Below are 21,669 nucleotides of genomic sequence, written 5' to 3' on the forward strand. Positions count from 1 at the left end.
TAAGAATTATGAGTAAAGAAATAGATGAATATAAAAAAAAGGCTGAGCAAGGTGATGCGGAAGCTCAGTGTAGTTTGGGTGATTGCTATCGTTTAGGTCTGGGCGTGGAGCAGGATTATTCCGCAGCCTTCAAATGGTATCAGTTATCTGCCGAACAAGGATATTCGGACGCTCAATTTTGTTTGGGAACTTTATATGAAGAAGGTCTCGACGTAGAGCAAAATTTAGAATTAGCTGTCGATTGGTATCGTAAGTCTGCCGAGCAAGGTAATGCAGAAGCTCAATATCTCTTGGGTGATTGCTATCGTGTAGGTCTAGGCGTGGAGCAGAATTATTCCGCAGCCTTCAAATGGTATCAGTTATCAGCTGAACAGGGAGATCTGGACGCTCAATATTATTTAGGACTTTTATATGGAGAAGGTGCTGGAGTAGAGCAGAATTTAGAATTAGCAGTCGATTGGTGTCGTAAGTCTGCCGAACAAGGTAATGCAGAAGCTCAGTGTAGTTTAGGTGATTGTTATCGCTCAGGTCAAGGCGTGGATCAGGATTATTCCGCAGCCTTTAAATGGTATCAGTTATCTGCTGAGCAGGGATATTCGGACGCTCAATATTGTTTAGGACTTTTATATGGAGAAGGTGCTGGAGTAGAGCGAAACTCAGAATTGGCTGTCGATTGGTATCGTAAGTCTGCTGAACAAGGAAATGCAGATGCTCAATGTCTTTTAGGAGCTTGTTATGGTCTAGGTGATGGAGTGGAGCAAGATGATTTTATGGCTTTCAGATGGTATCAGTTATCTGCCGAACAGGGAAATTCTGTCGCTCAATGTTGTTTGGGTGATTACTATCGTTTAGGTGATGGTGTGGATCAGGATTATTCCGCAGCCTTCAAATGGTATCAGTTATCAGCTGAACAGGGAGATCTGGACGCTCAATATTATTTAGGGCTTTTATATGGAGAAGGTGCTGGAGTAGAGCAGAATTTAGAATTAGCAGTCGATTGGTGTCGTAAGTCTGCCGAACAAGGTAATGCAGATGCTCAATGCGCTTTGGGGGATTATTATCGTTTAGGCCAAGGTGTGGAGCAGGATTATTCTGAATCTATCAAATGGTATCAGTTATCAGCCGAACAGGGAAATTCTATCGCTCAATATTGTTTAGGTTTTTTGTATAGAGAGGGTGTCGGAGTAGAGCAAAATTTAGAATTGGCAGTCGATTGGTATCGTAAATCTGCTGATCAGGGTAATGCAGACGCTCAATGTTGCTTGGGTGATTGCTATCGTTTAGGTCAAGGTGTGGAGCAGAATTATTCTGAATCTTTCAAATGGTATCAGTTATCAGCCAGACAAGGGAACTCGGTCGCTCAACTTTATTTAGGAGTTTTATATGATGAAGGTGTCGGAGTAGAGCAAAATTTAGAATTAGCAGTCGATTGGTATCGTAGGTCTGCTGATCAGGGTAATGCCGGAGCTCAATGTTGTTTGGGTGATTGCTATCGTTTAGGTCAAGGTGTGGAGCAGGATTATTCCGTAGCCTTCAAATGGTATCGGTTATCTGCCGAGCAGGATTATTCGGACGCTCAGCTCCGTCTAGGAGTTTTGTATGCAGAAGGTCTCGGAGTAGAGCAAAATCTAGAATTGGCAGCAGATTGGTATCGTAAGTCTGCCGAATAAGGTCATGAAGAAGCTCAATGTTGTTTGGGTGATTGCTATCGTTTAGGTGATGGTGTGGAGCAGGATTATTCCGCTGCTTTCAAATGGTATCAGTTATCTGCTGAACAAGGTGATCCGGAAGCTCAATTTAATTTGGGATCTATGTGTGAAAAAGGTCTTGGAGTGGAGCGGAATCTAGAATTGGCAATAGATTGGTATCGTAAGTCTGCCGAACAAAATTTTGAGGAAGCTGTTGAGGCTTTGAAAAAATAGATGAATAATTAGGTATATCTGAAGAACGTGCTGTGTACGGAAATAGAAACTTATGAGATGCTAATTGAAAGCTCGAAAGTGAGAGGTGTAGGAGCTTCCTTTTAACTCAGTTTTCGTTAGCGTCTTTTTAATTGGATTTGGATTAACTGATGATACGCTTTGATGCAATGACGATTGAGGATGAAGAAAAGAGTGAAGATGAGAGGATGAAAAAGAAAGCTTTAAAATTGGCAATAGATTGGTATCGTAAGTCTGCCGAGCAAGATAATGAGGAAACTGTTGGGGCTTTGAATATTGAAGAATTGTTTTCCATCCATTCTTTGCATTACGAGGTGTTGGAAGGCGACAAGGCGGGTATTTCATCAATCAGGGTGAACGATCAATACCGAATCAAATTTACCGTATTCAACCAAGAAGCCGAAACGGTTGTCTATATTTGTAATATATTGGAATCTTCTGTCCGTATGCTTTGCCGAAAATATATAGACGAAGTAAGCGATTCTTCTACACAAGCTAAGCATTTTATACAGTGATATTAATGAAGTTATCTAATAGAATTAATCAGTTGCAGTTGAACAACTCATGTAATGCACAAGAGCAATCAATCGATTACACTTGTGCATTGTCGTAGTTATTCGACAGTAGCAGATGAGTCATAAAGAAATAGATTGAAATGGAGATAATGGTCTGATGAACAGTGTGTTATCGGAAAAGTGCAATTTTATTTCCGAAAAGAGTAAAAACGACCGTATGTTTTTTGTAAACTTATTTAAAATCAGGGAATTTTTATTCGTTAATTAGTTGATTATAAGCGGTGTGACATTTTTTCCCCCCGTATAAAACTTAAAATAGATACAATTTTGTTGCACGGAAAAAGTATATTCGAAGTAGGTTAGCTAGTGGTTTGGATAGAATGATGAAGATTAATAATCTAGTATAAATATACTAATTGTACTCTATTCATTGAAGTTAGGGATAGCTTTTTATTTTATTTGAGATTGTCTGAAACAAATATTGTTTTTCTTTGCATCACAAGAAAAAGGGTTATTGAGAAAAATGGAAAAATCGGAGGTGATGAAACCGGTGCGGCTACAAGTATCGGCTTTATTAAAATATATAAGTGAAGGACTTTTTGAAAAAGAACATATAATGTCTTTGGCCTTACTGAGTACTTTGGCGGGTGAAAGTATATTTTTGTTGGGACCGCCGGGAACGGCAAAGAGTATGATAGCTCGCCGACTGAAAATGATATTCAGACAGGGTAGTTCGTTTGAGTATTTAATGTCACGTTTCAGTACGCCCGATGAAATATTCGGTCCTGTTTCTATTTCTAAATTGAAAGAACAAGACATTTATGAACGAATTGTAGATGACTATCTGCCTACTTCCACAATTGTTTTTCTTGACGAAATATGGAAAGCGGGGCCTTCTATACAGAACTCGTTACTCACTGTACTCAATGAAAAGATTTACAAAAATGGACGTAAAGAGATCGCTTTACCTTTGAAAGGGTTGATTGCTGCATCCAACGAATTACCGGTAGAAGGGGAAGGGTTGGAGGCTTTATGGGATCGCTTTTTGGTACGTGTTGTTTCCAACTGTATCTCTAACGAACGTTCTTTTTATAAAATGTTGCGGCAAGGAACTAAAACTACGATACGGCAACCAATTCCTAAAGTAATGCTTATTACGGATGAGTGTTACAAGCAATGGCAGGATGAGATGGAACAAATTGAGATATCGGATGAGATATTGAAACTGATAACCCGTGTACGGATGGGGCTGAGGAAATATGTACAGAATACAGATGAGGCGGATGGAGAAAAGTTTTATATATCCGATCGTCGCTGGAAAAAGATTGTGCATCTCATGCAGGCATCAGCATTTTTGAATGGAAGAAGGGAAATTGTAGAGTCGGATGTATTACTTTTGTTTTATTGCCTTTGGAATACAACGGAGGCTATTCCTGTGATATTGGATGTGGTATCGGCATCATTATTTACTGATTATATAGAGAGGATAGAAGAGATAAAGAAGCAATTGGAAAGGATACAGAAGGAATCTGTACGGGGAGAAATACCGGAAGATAATATGAAACCGAAAATTTTCAATTATTTCTATTATAAGGTAGAACGTTACAAAACAACTCCCTGTTACGTGTTTTCTACAGATTACCGGCATCTTGACCGGACGAAAGACAGAGATGGAATCTGTTACTCGGATGCACAATCGCGTACTCATTTTATTCGTCTTATTGACATGGATGTACCTTTTTCCTCTTCCGGGCAAAGGCATAATATCTGTCGGATAAAAGTCAGGAGAGGAAGAGGTACGCTGATTGTTGACGGTAAGGAATATCCGTTGTGTTGTTCCGAAGAAAGGAATGACCCGGAAGAAATGCGAGAAGAATCTCCCTCCAATGGTAGGAAGCAGATGTTGGATGTGTGGATGAGAGAATGTGAGGAGCTCAAGGTACGTCTGGCTGAAAAAATGGCAGATGCGCAATGGACTGAAAATTTATTTATCTCTGTTAATGATAGGCAATATATAAAAAAATATGCCGTGCAATGTGAGAAGCGAATAGAATCACTGCTTATAACTATTTGCAATCAGCAGATATTATGAAGAATGATATTGAATCGCAACTGTCGGTATACGCGTCTGCTTTTGATGAATTCGTGGATACAGGTAAATATCCTGTGCATGACGAAGAAGATGTATTGATGGCGTATTTGGTTACTGTATTTGAGGATTGTTTGGGAACACAGTGGTGGAGTGATGAGATATTGCGTGATTTATTAAAGAATTCAGTATTGGAGTTTTTCTCAATACTTCTCTCTTGTTTTCAGCAGATAGAACAGAGAAGGGAAATAGAACGGCAATATATGTATGCAATATTGAATGCTCAGGACATAGAGAGGAAGGAAGGGTTATGGGGGAAGGTTTCGGATTATCTGAAGGGACAGTATTCTCAGTATGAATTGAATGTAGACGGATATAACAGCTTGCTGAAATTAGATGAGTTTGACAAGGATATTTTGTTTCAAAAGATTTGTGATGAATGGAGTTTGGCATATAGGGAGAAAATATTGGAAGAAAAACAAAGATATTTGAATAGCAGTAAGATACAATTTGAAAATTCTGTAGGGAGATCGAATATGAAAGATTATCGTATGGTGAGTCGGTATCGTACGATAAGTGTAAAATATAAGGAGTTGAAAGAGATAGTGAGTTGCATGGGGAGGGAAAAAGAACAGGCTGAGGAGTTGGATACGCTAATTAAGCAATACATACCGGAAACTCTTTCTGCATCTGTAGCACACTCGGACATACATGGGGTGGAGGAAGGGAATGACTTGCAGGCATTAATGCCGACAGAAGTCGCACTGTTGGCGGAGTTTGCTACAGAAGATTTGTTTTTTATGAAATATGCTATGAGGCAATTGCAGTTGTTTTCCAATCGTTCGGATAGTGTGCGGAAGAAGCAGGAAAGTCAAACAAAACGGAGAGAGCCTCGCCAAATAAAAGGACCGATGATTGTAGCGATTGACACGAGCGGCTCGATGAGTGGAAAGGCAGAAAGTATTGCTAAAGCTTTGCTTCTGGAAATCACTCAAATGGCGAAAAAACAACACAGGAAATGCTTTTTGCTGTCTTTCTCAGTACGGGCTCAAGCGTTGGATACGGCACATTCGGGAAATTGGAAAAAGGTAAGGGAATTCATGGTTTCACATTTCTCTGGTGGTACGGATGGGGAAGAAATGTTGAAAACAGCTCTTCATACGTTGACTCAGGAGAATTATTTGATGGCGGATGTACTGATAATAAGTGATTTTGAGTTTGACTTCTGTTGTAAGCCTACTGAAAGCAGGATTCGTAAAGAACAGGAAAGAGGGGTTCGTTTCTATGGATTACAGATAGGAAACGGGGTTAATGTATATGAAGAATTGTTGGATAAGGTATGGAGATTGGATCTTTGGCATTAGTTGGGTATACTTATTTTATCTGCAATCTGTTTTTCTTTGGCGAATAAGTACTACTTTTGGAGTTTGATTGGAAAATAGAATCGGAATGAAAGATAAAAGGATGGAAATAAAGGAACGCATCAGTCTTTTGCTGGAAGAGATGAATCGGGGTGTATATGAGAAGGAAGTGGAAGTAGGGTTGTCTTTGCTTGCCGCTTTGGCGGGAGAGAGTATCTTACTGTTGGGCCCTCCCGGAGTAGCCAAATCTATGGTGGCTCGGCGGTTGAAGAAAGCTTTTGTAAATACCCGGGCGTTTGAATATCTGATGTCACGGTTCAGTACTCCTGATGAGATCTTTGGTCCGGTAAGCATTAGCCGTCTGAAAGAATCGGATACGTACGAACGCGTGGTTGACGGTTATCTGCCGACAGCGGATGTTGTATTTCTGGATGAGATATGGAAAGCGGGACCGGCGATACAGAATACACTGCTAACGGTTATTAATGAGAAACTTTTTAGAAATGGAAATACGGAAATCAAGTTGCCGTTGAAACTGCTCGTTGCCGCCAGTAATGAGCTTCCTGCTCAGGGAGAAGGGCTCGATGCTTTGTGGGATCGTTTTCTGATTCGCGTCATCAGTACTTGTGTGAAGCGGGAAGAGACATTTTATCAGATGTTGCTGGATGAAGAAGTGGAAGAAGACGATGAAGTCGGGAAATGGCAGATAACGGATGAAGAATATCGCTTGTGGCAGGAAGAAATAGTCCGGGTGACAGTACCTATGACAATTCTGGCGTGTATAACGGAGATTCGTCAGGGATTGGGAAAAGTGGAAGTACAAGGTTCGGAAGTTCATCGTAATGTCTATGTGAGCGACCGCCGTTGGAAGAATATAGTACGGCTTCTGAAGGCTTCGGCTTTTGTACATGGGCGTACGGAAGTCACTTTGTCGGATTTGTTGCCTGTTTATCATTGCTTGTGGAGTGAGCCGGATGAGCGTACGGACATACGTCAGATAGTAATCCGTAGTTTGTTTGCCTCTTATGTTAAGGAAATTTCATCGATTAGCCGGGCTTTAAAATCGGATTTGAAAGTGAGTCGTGTGCGTGAAGCGTTGGAGAAGGCACGAAAACAAGGCGACCGCAGGGATGATGACCTGTTGATTGTCGATCATTTCTATTACCAGGTTGAAAATCATGGTACGGGAAATACTTATATCTTCATTGTGGATTATCGGAATCTGAAGGAATATAATCCGAAAAATGCACCGGCGACAGGGATGATGTATGCCGATCCTCAGAATCCGAAGCAGACGATTATACGTGTCTTTTCGGGTACTGCCAAGCTGGGAGAGCAAGGAGCTGAAAGGGTGACGCTGTATCGGGATGACAGGAATCTGTATATTAACGGGGTACGTTTCCCGATGCGTCGGCTGCAAAGAGGAGAGCAACAGCAACTCTGGCTGGGGAATGTAACACTTACCGACCGTGATTATGAGCAGGAGTTGGAAACGGTGAATGCTGCCGTCGAAAAACTGTTTAGAGAATTGCAGGGAAATATGTTTATATCCGAAGAGGATAAAACAGAGGTGGGGAAGTATGTGGCTCTGGTGCGTAAGGAGATAGCTTGGGCACGTGTGGATGTACGTAAATTGCGGTACGGCGATGAATCCTAAATATGACGCTTCCTTTTATATCCGGGTGCTGGATCAATATGTGGCAACCGGTGAGTGCAGTGATACGGATGATGAACCTTTGTATGCGTATTTGTTGTCTATCATGAATGATCCGATGATAAAGATACAAGTGCTGACTGATGAAGTGTGTGCCCGTATTTTTTATGACATGATGAGCCAGTTCATTCATTTGAATCTGGAAAAGGAAAAGTATAACCTGCAAAAAAGCCAATCGGAGCAGAATGGAATGAAGCAAACGCTGGAATGGTCGATAGCCAGGCGGAAAGACGGATGGCAGGCTTTGCTTCAGCAAGTATCGGATAAATACGAGACAATGGGTTTTGGTAGTTCCTTTTATAAAAGCCAGTTCGGGAATGAGGAGGAAAAGTATGGCGATGATGAACTTTGGGAACGGATGGTGGAAGATTGGGAGGAGGCTTTCAAACGTAATCTGCAGGAACAGAAAAAGAAGGAGATAGACCGGAGGAAAGAGAGTCTGGAAAATAGGTTGCACGCCAATCTCAAGAATATTCCTGAATATCTTAGACGGCATGAGGTGGAAAAAGATGAATTCTTTCAGGCATGGGGACTGATGAGCGGGATGTGGAATACGGTTGACTTTGAGCGGATCCGTAAAGTGGTGCGTATGCAGAAGGAATATCCGGAGATCATTAAAATAGCAAACTTGATGGGGCGTACTGCCGATGATGAGGGAAGGGAACGACTGCACGTGGGACAAGAGGATGTGTATCGGTTGGAACATTCCTCTAAAAATGATATTCAAGGAGTTACTGTCGGTAATGACTTGAATGCTTTATTGCCTACGGAGATGGTGCATTGTGCTGATGATGATTTGGAGAGTTTGTTTATTTATAAATATGTCACCCGAAAGCTCCAGACGTTCCGCTATAAGTCCGAGATTATGCAGCCTGCCCGTTCGTTGGAAACCAAACCGGCTGTTCATAAAGGGCCGATGATTGTTTGTCTGGATACTTCCGGAAGCATGGTAGGCATTCCGGAGAAAATAGCTTATTCTTTGTTGGTGAAACTATTGGAAATAGCCGACAGGCAACGCCGTCCTTGTTTCCTGATCGCTTTTTCTGTTTCGATATGTCCGATTGATGTCCGCAAGGAACGGGCCCGTTTGCTTGATTTCTTTTCTACCACCTCTTGCGGGGACACGGATGCCACCCGGATGCTGAAAGCTACTTTCGACTTACTTCAATCGAAGAAAGAGTATATGAATGCGGATGTTTTATGGATTACTGATTTTAAAATACCGCTTCCCTCACCGAAGTTGACTGACCGGATATTGGAATATAGAAAGGCGGATACACATTTTTATGGCTTGCAGCTTGGCATTGCTGAGAATGAATGGATTCCTTTCTTCGATCGAGTTTACAGAGCCGATTATCCGGTTGCCCGTTGTTATTAATTTTTTGCCTTAAATACGGGTTGTATCTTCTGAATCTCCGATTCGAATCCAAACCAATAGCCATGTTCTGCTTCATCAGTGGGGAGGAAATATAGCCGTAAATTCTCACGATAAGTTCCGTATACTATTTCCCATTTCTCGGGTGGGACTTGGCGTTTGGTCCTTACTTTTTCCGCCGGAGCTTTCTTTAATGACATACCGGCCTCTATCCATGCGATACTGACTTGCGTCAGATAACCGGGATAATGCTTTTTACAGAAATCATATAAGATTAATCCTCTTCTTTCCAAACTTAGAGGGGTGTCTATGACGTCTGTCCGAACCAAATGATCAAGTAGCTCATGTAGGAAATGAGGATTCTCCAGAATTAATGTCCGTGTGATCGTCCGCCAGGTGGGAGTATTATAGAATCCATCCAAAAGACGGGACAGATAGTGGGCTGTTTGTAATTCTTCTACTGAGATTTCACGGGTTTGCAATACTTCGTATGGGGGAAGCGGAGAATATTGAATACCCAATTCTTCTGCTCTTCTTCGCATTTCTGTGCCCGGAAGTAACTTTAATGATTCCAGTTGTATTTCCCCTGCACCATATTCTGCAAGTGTACGGACATCTTCAAATATTTCTGTCAGATGATAGAGGGGGAGACCTGCTATCAGATCGGCATGGGTTTCCATGTTCTTTAATGAACAGAGGTATTTCAATCCTTCGAGGGCATCGGATAGTTTTCCGATACGGTGGCTTTGTTCCAAAACAGGTTCCCGCAAACTTTGAATGCCGGCTTCCAAATGCAATAAACCATCGGGTAAAGCAGCCAGTTCATTCTTTAACTCTTCGGAAAGGAGTGCCGGGTGAATTTCCAGGTGGAAACGGATATCCGGATATTCGCGGAAAAGATTCAAGAGGTCTTTGGCTCTTTTGTTGTTATAATTAAACGTACGGTCGAGTACACGCACATTTTTAATACCATGCTGATGAATATTATCCAAACGTTCGCGAATGGCTTCCAATGGGATGGTACGGACAGGCTTTTCGCCACCACTGACACAGAATGCGCAGGTATTGAAGCAACCTCGTGTCGTTTCCAGTTGGACAAAGGGTTTGCTCCAATTAAAGAAACGGCTTCTCTCCGGAGAAACCAATGCGGAAAAGTTCATGACGCGGGCAATACCATTGTCTTGATATTCTTCCGATTCGTCAAGATAACAGAGTCCTGTGATTGATTTCCATTCTTTTCTTGATCGATTCCACACCTTTAACCATAATGGAAATACTTCTTCTCCCTCTCCCCGAAACACTCCGTTGACAAATTTGTTCTTGAATAGAAAGTCTTTGTTGTCTCCTAAAAATTCGGGACCCCCGAGTATGATACAGCATTGTGGAAGCAGTGCTTTGGAGCGTGAGACAATGTGTAACAGTTGCTCATGATTAAATAGCCAATTGGTAGCTGCAATAATATCCGGTTGGTGTTGATAGATCTGTTTGACGATGTTACCGGTGTTTTCATTAATTGTTGCGGAGACCATACACCATTCGACTGTGGTGTCATCTGCTATTTGCGCGTGCAAGGCAGGCAATGCCAAAGATGAATGGGCGTATGAACTATTTAAATCAAGCCAAAGAAGTTTCATGTGAGAATTTTAAATTATTTGGCAAAGGTACGAAAAACTTATGGCTTGTGGTGTATAGTAAAATAAAAATGCTAATTTTGTATTTGTAAACGAAATAAACTAGAAAAGATATGAAACAGATTAAGAAATATGCGGGGCTTCTACTTATGCTGACTTTATTGGTCGGCTTTACTTCGTGTGAAGATGATGAAGACTTGGAAGAGCGAATGTTTGGCCGGGTATGGGTAGGTGACGTTGGTATGAATGCTGTTAACGGTCGAATTTTATATCGTGAGTTTACTTTTGATCCAGACGGTTTTGGTGAAGAGTATCAATTTTTTCGTAATGGAGAGTTATACGACCATTTCCGCTTTCAGTGGTATTGGGAAGATCGCTATAGCAATAACTTAGTACTGGATTATGGTAGAAATGGAACCTCTTATATGGACAATGTGGATATCTATCGGGGGGTGATGACCGGAATCTTTTATTTGACTGGAGACTCGGAGGGATTTCCATTTGCGCTGGAAATGCAATGAGATATAAATTAAATACCTAAAATAAAGCAGTTATACTCACCACAGATTATATGGATTGACACAGATTAAAAATTAAATGGTGTATTTTTAATAGCAATAATCTGTGCGAATCTGTGTAATCTGTGGTGAAAACTTTCTTACTTTTTCAGAAACAACTTCTTGAAGTCTGCCGGATAAGGAGTCTCAAACTCCATCAAATCTCCTGTTATGGGATGATAGAAGCACAGCTTGAAAGCGTGAAGTGCCATTCGACCGATAGGGTTAGGAGTATTTTCACCACCATATCTTCCGTCTCCGATAATCGGATGCCCCAGATCCTGCATATGTACACGGATTTGATTCTTACGGCCTGTCTCTAAGTCCAATTCTATCAAAGAATACCCATTGGCACGCTTGATAGTGCGATAGTGAGTGATGGATAACGCACCGCCATCATCTTGTTGACTTGAACTGACATAGAGAGTTCTGTCTGTAAGAAACGATTCTACAGTTCCATAATCCTTTTCCATACTTCCCTCTACTACAGCTACATATCGGCGATCGGTCACTATATCATGCCAATTGTCGCGTAGTGTACGTTGCGTCTTTTCATCTTTAGCGAACATCATTAAGCCGGAAGTATCCCTATCCAGACGATGAACGATATACACGCGGAACTGGCGTCCGGAACGTTGTACATACTCATTCAGTATTGTATATGCGGTACGTTCTTTCTGACGTTCTGTATTGACGGATAGAAGTCCTTGCATCTTCTCGACCACAATAATGTAAGCGTCCTCATATACAATTTTCAGCAGTCTGTTATTAAACTCTTTCTTTCCTTTTTCTTTGCTGATCTGCACCTTCATACCCGGCTGTAACGGGAAGTTGAACTGCGTAGTGATTACATTATCAACGAATACGACCCTTTTACTGAGTAATGATTTCAGTTTGGTACGACTTGCATCCGGCATTTTGGCAGCTAGAAACTCCATAAGTTCCATCGGTTCCTTGACTGCATAGTTGGTATATTGAGCACGTGCCTTTTCAGCGGGAGTTCTTCTCGGTCTTTTTTCCATATCTTTTTTCTTTTGATTTAATACTCACCACAGATTACACGGATTAACACGGATTATAAAATCCAACAATAAAAAATCTGTGTTAATCCGTGTAATCTGTGGTGAACCGAATTCTTTATCGGAGTTCCAATAACACTACATTTTCCACATGATGAGTATGAGGGAACATATCTACCGGTTGAACGGCTTTCACCTTATATTTCTTATCGAGCAGTTGCAAATCGCGTGCTTGAGTAGCAGGATTACAACTTACGTAAACAATCCGTTTGGGTTCGGCAAACAGGATAACGTCGATCACATCCTGATGCATACCGGCACGGGGAGGATCTGTAATAATCACATCCGGACGTCCGTGCTGATTGATGAAGTCCTGAGTCAGCATGTCTTTCATATCACCTGCATAGAATAATGCGTTCTTGATATCATTGATTTCTGCATTGACTTTTGCATCCTCGATGGCTTCCGGCACATATTCGATACCTATTACTTGACGTGCCTGGCGTGATACGAAATTCGCAATTGTTCCTGTTCCCGTATAAAGGTCATATACCAGCTCATTTCCGGTCAGACCGGCAAATTCACGGGCCACCTTATATAGGTTGTACGCTTGTTCCGAATTTGTCTGATAGAAAGATTTCGGACCTACTTTGAAGCGCAATCCTTCCATTTCTTCAAAGATGTGGTCCTTGCCTTTGAATACGTGTACATCCAGATCATTGATAGTGTCGTTGCATTTATTATTAATAATGTATAGCAAGGAGGTGATCTCCGGGAATGAGTCGGCGACAAACTGCAATAACTGCTTGAACAACTCCATCTCATGCTCTTCCGTAATTTTACAAATCACAATTACCATCAGCTCACCGGTTGAAGACGTGCGGACAATCATGTTACGCAACATACCTTCCTGTGTGCGCAGATTGATAAAGGAATAATCATGTTCGTATGCATAGTCGCGTATCGCATTACGGATGCGGTTGGAAATATCATCTTGCAACCAGCATTTCTCAATGGCCAGCACTTTATCGAATGCTCCCGGAATGTGGAAACCTACTGCATTCATCTGGTCATACTTCACGTCTTGACGGACTTCCTCACTAGTCAGCCAGCGTTTGTTTGAGAATGTAAATTCCAATTTATTCCGATAGAATTCGGTCTTTGCCGAACCAAGAATAGGAGAAATCTCGGGAAGCTCGATCTTTCCGATACGTTTCAGGTTATCTTCTACTTGTTTCTGTTTATATCTGATTTGTTCCGAATAGGGGAGCACTTGCCATTTGCAACCGCCGCATACACCGTAATGTTGGCAGAAAGGAACAGCGCGGTTGGGCGACAGTTCATGAAACTTCACCGCTTCTGCTTCGGCATATTTGTTCTTTTTACGCTTGATCTGAAGGTCTACTACATCGCCCGGTACTACGTATGGTACAAAAATTACCAGGTCATTTACTTTTGCGATGGCTTTCCCTTCGGCAGCCACATCCATGATTGTTACCTTCTCCAATAGGGGAAGCTCTTTTTTCTTTCTTGCCACTTTTACACCAATCTAATAATTACTTTGCAAAAGTAGGTATTTTTTTTGGAAATCTTCTGTGTCTACGGAAATATTCCAGATTGTAATGTCGAAATTGCATTTTGATAGAAAGTTTTTTCGCAAAAAGTTTTCTGGTTTGCGAAATATCCTTAGATTTGCGAACAGAAAAAAGTCATAATGTAACTTTAAACACAATATTATGGATAAAAAAAGAGTTTATACCTTTGGAAATGGTCAGGCAGAAGGGAAGGCTGACATGAGAAACTTGTTAGGTGGTAAAGGCGCCAACCTTGCCGAAATGAATCTTATCGGTGTCCCTGTTCCTCCGGGATTTACAATCACCACAGATGTTTGTACAGAATATTACGAATTAGGAAAAGATAAAGTCGTATCTCTTTTGAAAAGTGAAGTAGAAAGAGCAATCGCCAATATAGAAACTTTGATGAAATCAAAATTCGGTGACGTTGAGAATCCGTTGTTGGTTTCTGTTCGTTCCGGTGCGCGTGCTTCCATGCCGGGCATGATGGATACGATTCTGAATCTGGGACTGAATGACGAAGTAGTGGAAGGATTGATCCGCAAAACAGGAAATGCGCGTTTTGCATGGGATTCTTACCGTCGTTTTGTACAGATGTACGGTGACGTGGTATTGGGCATGAAGCCGGTGAATAAGGAAGATGTGGACCCGTTTGAAGAAATCATCGAAGAAGTGAAACATCAGAAAGGTGTGAAACTGGATAATGAGCTGGAAGTGGAAGACTTGAAGGAATTGGTAAAACGATTCAAGGCCGCCGTAAAAGGACAGACCGGACAGGATTTCCCGAAATCAGCTTACGAACAGCTTTGGGGAGCTATCTGTGCCGTATTCAACTCATGGATGAATGAACGTGCTATTCTTTATCGTAAGATGGAAGGAATTCCTGACGAATGGGGAACGGCAGTCAGTGTACAGGCTATGGTATTCGGTAATATGGGTGAAACTTCGGCAACAGGTGTTTGTTTCTCCCGTGACGCTGCCACAGGCGAAGACCTTTTCAATGGTGAGTACCTGATTAACGCGCAGGGCGAGGATGTGGTAGCCGGTATCCGTACTCCGCAACAGATTACTAAGATAGGTTCTCAGCGTTGGGCTCAACTGGCAGGAGTCAGTGAAGAGGAACGCGCTGCCAAATATCCTTCTATGGAAGAAGCCATGCCCGAAATCTATAAAGAACTGGATGCGCTTCAAACCAAACTGGAAAATCACTATAAGGATATGCAGGATATGGAGTTCACCGTACAAGAAGGTAAACTTTGGTTCCTCCAGACACGTAACGGAAAGCGTACGGGTGCTGCTATGGTGAAGATTGCTATGGATTTGCTCCGTCAAGGCATGATTGACGAAAAGACTGCCTTGATGCGTGTGGAACCGAATAAGTTGGATGAGTTGCTTCACCCTGTATTCGATAAGGACGCTTTGAAGAAAGCTAAAATTCTGACTCGCGGTCTTCCTGCTTCTCCGGGTGCTGCTGCCGGTCAGATTGTATTCTTTGCTGATGATGCAGCCGAATGGCGTGCTGCCGGTAAGCGTGTAGTGATGGTTCGTATCGAGACTTCTCCTGAGGACCTGGCCGGTATGGCAGTTGCCGAAGGTATTCTTACAGCTCGCGGTGGTATGACTTCTCATGCTGCTGTGGTTGCACGTGGTATGGGCAAATGCTGTGTGTCGGGTGCAGGTGCTTTGAATATCGATTATAAAGCTCGTACTGTAGAAATTGACGGTGTGGTATTGAAAGAAGGAGATTATATCTCATTGAACGGAAGTACAGGTATAGTATATAATGGTAAGGTGGAAACGAAGGCTGCCGAACTCTCCGGTGACTTCGCCGAACTGATGGCGCTTGCCGATAAATATACTCGTCTTCAGGTACGTACCAATGCGGATACGCCTCATGATGCGACGGTAGCCCGTAATTTCGGTGCGGTAGGTATTGGTCTTTGCCGTACGGAACATATGTTCTTTGAGGGTGAGAAGATTAAGGCTATGCGTGAAATGATTCTGGCTGAAAATGCAGAAGGCCGTCGTAAAGCATTGGCTAAGATTCTTCCATATCAACAAGCCGACTTTAAAGGTATCTTTAAGGCAATGGCGGGTTGTCCTGTGACTGTACGTCTGCTCGATCCTCCTTTGCATGAGTTCGTTCCTCACGATCTGAAAGGACAGCGGGAAATGGCAGATACTATGGGAGTGAGCCTGCAATATATCCAACAGCGTGTGGAATCATTGTGTGAACACAATCCGATGTTGGGACACCGTGGCTGTCGTTTGGGAAATACATATCCGGAGATTACACAGATGCAGACACGCGCTATCTTGGGTGCTGCTTTGGAATTGAAGAAAGAAGGAGTGGAGACTCATCCGGAAATTATGGTTCCGTTGACCGGTATTCTGTATGAATTCAAAGAACAGGAAAAGGTGATCCGTGCCGAAGCTAAGAAATTGTTTGAGGAAATGGGAGACAGCATTGATTTCAAAGTTGGTACTATGATCGAAATACCTCGTGCAGCCTTGACTGCCGACCGTATTGCTTCTTCTGCGGAATTCTTCTCATTCGGTACAAATGACTTGACGCAGATGACTTTCGGTTACTCTCGTGATGATATTGCTTCTTTCCTCCCTGTATATTTGGAAAAGAAGATTTTGAAAGTAGACCCGTTCCAGGTTCTCGACCAGAATGGGGTAGGACAGTTGGTTCGTATGGCAACGGAAAAAGGCCGTGCCATCCGTCCGGATTTGAAATGCGGTATTTGTGGTGAACATGGTGGTGAACCTTCTTCTGTGAAGTTCTGCCACAGAGTAGGATTGAACTACGTAAGTTGTTCGCCGTTCCGAGTGCCTATTGCAAGATTGGCAGCGGCGCAGGCTGCAATAGAGGACTAAAGTCCGATACATATAAATATTAATATCAGGCTGTAATTCACTGCATTAGCGGTAATTACAGCCTGAGTTGCGTTTGGACGGTTCGTTCACTTGACCGCAAAAAATGAGCGAAATGAACGTATTTGATTACTCTCTGCTTACACTAAAATAGCCCCTGCTTACACCTGCTTACACCAATAATTTCACTGTAATAAACTGATAGGATATGACAACACTAAAAGCAATGGTAAGAAAGCCGAGAACAGATGGCTTCTACTCTGTGTACATCAGAATTGTGCACAATCGAAAACCGGGGTACATCAAAACGAATAAAATCGTTGATGCGGAACATATCACAAGTAATGGCGAACTGACAGATCCGGTCGTCAATGAGTATTGTGCTATGCTAATTAGACAATACACGGATCGGTTAAACCGAACAGACGTGTCTCTTTGGGGTATAAAAGAAGTTTTAGAGTATTTGTTAAAGGCAGACGAGGAAGTTTGTTTTAGCGAATATGCGAAATCATTTATTGGGAAAATGGAGTCCCAAGGTCGTCAGCGTACAGCAAAGAACTATCAACTCTCGGTTAATCATTTGGAACGCTATCTGGGAACGAACAAAATTATGTTTAACCATCTTACATCATCTGTATTGAGAAAATGGATAGAGCATCTATCTCAAACGAATCGTGCAAAGGAAATGTACCCCACTTGTATCCGTCAAATCTTCAAGAAGGCTATCATCGAGTTGAATGACGAGGAACGTGGTGTCATACGCATCAAATTCAATCCTTGGTTAAAGATTCAAATTCCGAAGTCTGACACCACGTTGAAACGTGCCATAAGCGCAGAAGCCTGCCGGGAGTTCTTCAACCGTCCTTTGCCTCAAACCAAGATGATTTCCTCCTTACCCGAACTTGGCAGGGATGTTGCACTTCTCTCACTCTGTATCGGTGGCATCAATACGGTAGACCTGTATAGTCTGAAAAAGAAAGACTACAATAACGGCGTAATAGGTTACAAGAGGGCGAAGACCAGGCACAGCAGAAGGGATGAAGCCTATATGGAGATGCGGATAGAACCGTTTATCCAATCAACCTTTGACAAGTATCTTTCGGACGAAGAAGACGAATACCTGTTTAACTTCCATAAGCGATACTGTGATTTCGACAGTTTCAATGCGAACGTGAACCACGGTATCCGCAAAATTTGCAGGGATATGGGCATGGAAAAAGAAGACTGCTATTGTTTCTATACATTCCGGCATACGTGGGCTACCATCGCCCAAAATGACTGCGACGCCAATCTTTTTGAAGTGGCATTCGGCATGAACCACAGCCATGGGCTGAACGTGACAAGAGGCTATGTAAAGCTCGACTTCACTCCTGCATGGAACCTTAACGCCAAGGTCATAGATTTCATCTTTTTCAGCGATGCGCAGAGCAAGCAGGGAAAGGCACTTGATTTTGAGGCACCGGCGGACAAACTGTTCCGCATTACAAAAAAGAAGATGATTTACGGACGGGCGTATTTCAAGGGTAAGGTTGTTGGAGAATTTACCGACATAGGTTTCAGCAACGTAGAAGAAGTAATATCAAGACTTGTCAAGCAACTGCCCAAAGACATCCCTATCGGTTGTACCGTCCAGTTCCGTATTACAAATTGCGATTCGGGAAGAGAGGTGGTATATGAGAGAAGCAAAGGTAAAGGCTTTTAATCGGAACAAAAATAACCTTTCAACGTAGAGGGAAAAACTTAGTCCATGCTCCATAGAGGCCGTATCAGTCATTGTGTTGGTACGGCTTTTATCGTTGCTGCCCGTCAGTATAATTCCCGGCAGATGTCCTCCTACTTCCCACAATGAAAACGAAAGCCAGCAGCAGCCCCTTTCCTAAAAGAACAAATGACTTCCTGACCAGCCATAGAGCCAGTCGAAACACCGCCCTGACCAGCCCAATGGCCAGCTTCAAAAGCAGCGCAACGATTGCGATGAGCGGCAGCAGATATATAAGAAGCAATAACTCGAACATGGTATGCAATTTTATTGTCAGAAGGCGTAACCTTATATAGGCATTCCTTATGTAAATATACTAATAATCTGTGAATTAGAGAAATAAAATCATCACTATTTTAAGCGGTTTCTCAACATTTTTCACGTAACATTTTCACCCAGCAAATTCTCGGAATGTGTTACCGACATTCCCGGCTTTCTATATCCCAAAACTTCTTTTCCCTCTTATTCCCCATACATTGAATATCAGTATTTGTGCATCTTGAATACTGGAACATTCGGGTTGTTATAACCGCCAGTCCAAGAGAACGCAGACTTCCAAAAGTCTGATTTCAGGTTCTTGTATGGTAATGTACCGTTTACCGTTGTACTTTGATGCCATGGAAACATGGATTTTGATACAACCGCATTCCTGCACCGTCAGACTGCAATCACGAGATTTCGGATTATCAAGAATCCAAAACAATGCAAATTTGCAAATTATGGTAGGGACAACTGAGCAAACCAACGTTCCTACGTCCGTGCTCCAAAAGGCATATAGAAATACAGTAGCGTGTTACATCTGACCTGTAAACCAACCGACTAAGTATCCTAAGCACATCGGACTTTCGGGACTTCGGTTGGTACAAACCGCCTTATCAAAGAATTGTGTTGCCCATTTCTTTGCAATACGTTTCCCTACGATAATTTTGGTGCAAAAAGTGTCCGGGAGCATATCGGACTGCGTTGCAGGTTTTGTCAAGCAAGTTGTACCTTTGTCATTACAAAACTCCGTTTCGTCCTGCCAAAGGTGACTTGCCGACTGCTGCCGCATCGGGGCGATTGCATCGCTGTTTCGCCTTGCGAAATGTTTTCGGGAAAACCCATAAACAAGTTTATCAAAGTATGACGAGACAGAGAACCAAAGTATTCCAGTTGCGGCTCACCCCGGAGGAAGCCGCCCTGTTCAAAGAGAAATCAGAACCATACGGCTCCATAAGCCACTATATACGCTGTGCCGTGGTGGAGTATTCCAACGTCCATGTGAAGCAAAGGCTCGAACTCATTAAGGAACTCGGTGCGTTCTACCGAAAGTTCCAAAACGAATTGTCCTGGGCAGGCGGCAACCTGAACCAGTCGGTCAAGCGTGCCAACGAGCTTTCGGTGGCAGGACTGCTGCCACCAAGCTATGTCCGTGAAGTCCTGCTTCCTACCATCCTCGAAACACAGCGCACTTTGAACGGGATAAAAAGGGAACTGGATGCCGTCACTCAAAAGGCCGTCAAACTCTGAAAGCCTTAAACCCAGATACAATCATACCTCAGTTTCAGGAAATCATTTACCCCGTTATTTCAATCACCCGATAAACAGCACGCAAGATGATAGCCACCATATTACCCGGAAGTACGAACTTCCATGCAGTCGGTTACAACGAACGGAAAGTGTCGAAAGGTGTCGCCCGGCTGCTCGAAATCCAGAATTTCGGAGCACTCGGCACGTTCGGTAAGCCTACCTCAGAAGAACTGGTCAGATACCTTCAAGAATACAGCTCCCGGAACAGCCGGATTCAGAAAGCGCAGTTCCATGTGGCCATATCCTGCAAAGGCCATGAGCAGTCGGAATCCGAGTTGCTTGAGTTCGCACACCAATATCTTAAGGAAATGGGATATGGCGAAGCCGGGCAACCGCTGCTGGTCTATTCACACCATGACACGGACAACACCCACCTGCATATCGTCACCTCGCGAATTGCGCCGGACGGAAAGAAGATTGCCCATGATCATGAGCGCAGGCGTTCGCAGGAAGTCATTGACCGTATCCTTGGAACGAACCGGAAACAGAAAACCGGAAAGGACATAAATGATGCCAAACAGTACACCTTTTCTTCATTCGCCCAGTTCAAGTCCGTCATGACCTCCATGGGATATGAAACCTATCAAAAGGACGGTATTGTATTCATCAAGCATGGAGGAAAAGTGCAGCAGAAACTTCCGCTCTCAGAGATAGAAGCCTTGTACAGGAACGGCTACCGTGACAGGGCACGCTGCCGCCAGTTAAGGAACATCCTCAAAAAGTACCGGGACGTGAGCACGAACAAGGAAGAGCTGCAAAAGGAACTGAAAGCCAAGTTCGGTATCGACCTCGTATTTTTCGGCAAGAAGGACAAGCCTTATGGCTACATGCTGGTTGACCATGCGAACAAGACGGTAATCAACGGCGCAAGGGTGCTGGCCATGGACGAGCTGCTGGACTTCGCCACCCCCGAAGAGCGTCTTGACCGCATCGAGGACTTCATAGACCGCCTGCTCACACTCAACCCCAAGATTACCCAAGGCGAGATTTACGATAAAATTCGTAAACAGCGTGCCTATATAAAGAAAGGTGTCATCTATTTTGACGGTCAGACACGTCCGTTGAAACCGTTCATGGCGGAAGCCATCGACCGGAACAACCGCATCGCATGGGTGGAGAAGTTCAGCCCCGTCTCCGAAGCGGAAAGAGATCTGCTCTGTCAAATCTTCAAGGTCAACCGTCCGGATTTGGTTGCCCTCTCATCGGAGAAGCCGACATCCCGTATGGATGCCGTCCTACGTTTGCAGGAAATCTTCAATGAGGAGGCGGACACGTCCGTCAGGAGCCGTCTCTATGCGGAGGGTTTCATCATTCGGGAGAATGGCGGATCAACCTACGCCATCAATTTCAAACGTCACATCCTTATCAACCTGACGGAGGAAGGCTTCGACCTCGACCGTCTGAAACGAAAATCTTCCAAAAAACAGACGAACAAAGTTCCAGTCCGGAATGCCGCTCGGCCGCATTCACATCATGTCAAGTTGCGTGATGCAGGAGGCGGCAGTCAAAGCGAGAAGCGTGAGTGGGAAGTCGGACACAAGGGTAACTACGATGAGATTGATGATGGACGATCACTGAAAAGGTGACTTCACATAATCACGGCACACAGGACAGAAAGGTTACGGCATTAAAGTTCCCCTGCGGACTTTCTGCCGTAACCTTTTCGGTTTCAGTCAACCCTGATAG

The 21,669-nt window shown here is 43.2% G+C and carries 15 protein-coding genes and 1 pseudogene; 12 read left to right on the forward strand and 4 right to left on the reverse strand.

The genetic code is table 11. From position 1 onward, the window contains the following. The first annotated feature begins 8 nt into the window (after positions 1-8). The 7 genes and pseudogenes from BACFIN_RS23285 (at position 9) to BACFIN_RS11055 (ending at position 8,997) form a co-directional block, all read left to right on the forward strand. A complete protein-coding gene (locus BACFIN_RS23285; RefSeq protein WP_007752644.1) occupies positions 9-1,670 on the forward strand; it encodes an SEL1-like repeat protein in 1,662 nt (553 codons plus the stop codon). A gap of 21 nt (positions 1,671-1,691) precedes the next feature. Next, positions 1,692-1,922, forward strand: a pseudogene (locus tag BACFIN_RS23290) (tetratricopeptide repeat protein); the annotation flags it as partial. Positions 1,923-2,071: 149 nt separating this feature from the next. Then, on the forward strand, positions 2,072-2,455 hold the full coding sequence (locus tag BACFIN_RS21700; protein ID WP_007752646.1) for a type II toxin-antitoxin system RelE/ParE family toxin: 384 nt from the start codon (positions 2,072-2,074) through the stop codon (positions 2,453-2,455). Between the two features lie 523 nt (positions 2,456-2,978). Next, positions 2,979-4,547 (forward strand): AAA family ATPase, encoded by a 1,569-nt coding sequence (locus BACFIN_RS11070; protein WP_007752647.1) that lies wholly within the window; start codon positions 2,979-2,981, stop codon positions 4,545-4,547. Continuing rightward, a complete protein-coding gene (locus BACFIN_RS11065) occupies positions 4,544-5,908 on the forward strand; it encodes a VWA domain-containing protein (protein WP_007752648.1) in 1,365 nt (454 codons plus the stop codon). Before BACFIN_RS11070 ends, BACFIN_RS11065 begins: the two co-directional genes overlap by 4 nt. Positions 5,909-6,008: 100 nt before the next feature. After that, complete coding sequence (locus BACFIN_RS11060; protein WP_032839552.1) at positions 6,009-7,562, forward strand: AAA family ATPase; 1,554 nt, start codon at positions 6,009-6,011, stop codon at positions 7,560-7,562. Further along, entirely contained in the window at positions 7,552-8,997 is a 1,446-nt protein-coding gene (locus BACFIN_RS11055; RefSeq protein WP_007752666.1) for a vWA domain-containing protein, read from the forward strand. The genes BACFIN_RS11060 and BACFIN_RS11055 overlap by 11 nt, the downstream gene beginning before the upstream one ends. Here the strand turns inward: BACFIN_RS11055 and BACFIN_RS11050 are convergent. Next, positions 8,994-10,628, reverse strand: coding sequence for a B12-binding domain-containing radical SAM protein (locus BACFIN_RS11050; RefSeq protein ID WP_007752668.1), 1,635 nt, complete (start codon positions 10,626-10,628; stop codon positions 8,994-8,996). The two genes, BACFIN_RS11055 and BACFIN_RS11050, sit on opposite strands and share 4 nt — an antisense overlap. Positions 10,629-10,747: 119 nt before the next feature. Here BACFIN_RS11050 and BACFIN_RS11045 point away from each other — a divergent pair, with 119 nt between their 5' ends. Further along, on the forward strand, positions 10,748-11,146 hold the full coding sequence (locus tag BACFIN_RS11045; RefSeq protein ID WP_032839554.1) for a hypothetical protein: 399 nt from the start codon (positions 10,748-10,750) through the stop codon (positions 11,144-11,146). A 137-nt stretch (positions 11,147-11,283) separates the two neighbouring features. Here BACFIN_RS11045 and BACFIN_RS11040 read toward each other — a convergent pair whose 3' ends face one another. Next, positions 11,284-12,204, reverse strand: a complete 921-nt coding sequence (locus tag BACFIN_RS11040) for an RluA family pseudouridine synthase (RefSeq protein WP_007752679.1) — start codon at positions 12,202-12,204, stop codon at positions 11,284-11,286. Positions 12,205-12,319: 115 nt separating this feature from the next. Then, on the reverse strand, positions 12,320-13,690 hold the full coding sequence (gene rlmD, locus BACFIN_RS11035) for a 23S rRNA (uracil(1939)-C(5))-methyltransferase RlmD (protein WP_229101744.1): 1,371 nt from the start codon (positions 13,688-13,690) through the stop codon (positions 12,320-12,322). 247 nt (positions 13,691-13,937) lie between these two features. On the opposite strand from rlmD, the gene ppdK reads away from it, so the two are divergent. Next, positions 13,938-16,658, forward strand: a complete 2,721-nt coding sequence (gene ppdK, locus BACFIN_RS11030) for a pyruvate, phosphate dikinase (protein WP_007752682.1) — start codon at positions 13,938-13,940, stop codon at positions 16,656-16,658. A gap of 205 nt (positions 16,659-16,863) precedes the next feature. After that, complete coding sequence (locus BACFIN_RS11025) at positions 16,864-18,357, forward strand: site-specific integrase (RefSeq protein WP_004295615.1); 1,494 nt, start codon at positions 16,864-16,866, stop codon at positions 18,355-18,357. Between the two features lie 88 nt (positions 18,358-18,445). Here BACFIN_RS11025 and BACFIN_RS11020 read toward each other — a convergent pair whose 3' ends face one another. Then, the gene (locus tag BACFIN_RS11020; RefSeq protein WP_232281650.1) at positions 18,446-18,610 is read right to left on the reverse strand and encodes a hypothetical protein; all 165 of its coding nucleotides are present in this window, start codon (positions 18,608-18,610) and stop codon (positions 18,446-18,448) included. Positions 18,611-19,536: 926 nt separating this feature from the next. On the opposite strand from BACFIN_RS11020, the gene BACFIN_RS11010 reads away from it, so the two are divergent. Both BACFIN_RS11010 and BACFIN_RS11005 read left to right on the forward strand, forming a co-directional pair. After that, on the forward strand, positions 19,537-19,923 hold the full coding sequence (locus BACFIN_RS11010) for a plasmid mobilization protein (RefSeq protein ID WP_004295620.1): 387 nt from the start codon (positions 19,537-19,539) through the stop codon (positions 19,921-19,923). A gap of 86 nt (positions 19,924-20,009) precedes the next feature. After that, complete coding sequence (locus tag BACFIN_RS11005) at positions 20,010-21,569, forward strand: relaxase/mobilization nuclease domain-containing protein (protein ID WP_004295621.1); 1,560 nt, start codon at positions 20,010-20,012, stop codon at positions 21,567-21,569. The last annotated feature ends 100 nt before the right edge of the window (positions 21,570-21,669 follow it).

The organism is Bacteroides finegoldii DSM 17565 (genome assembly GCF_000156195.1).
GTDB lineage: Bacteria > Bacteroidota > Bacteroidia > Bacteroidales > Bacteroidaceae > Bacteroides > Bacteroides finegoldii.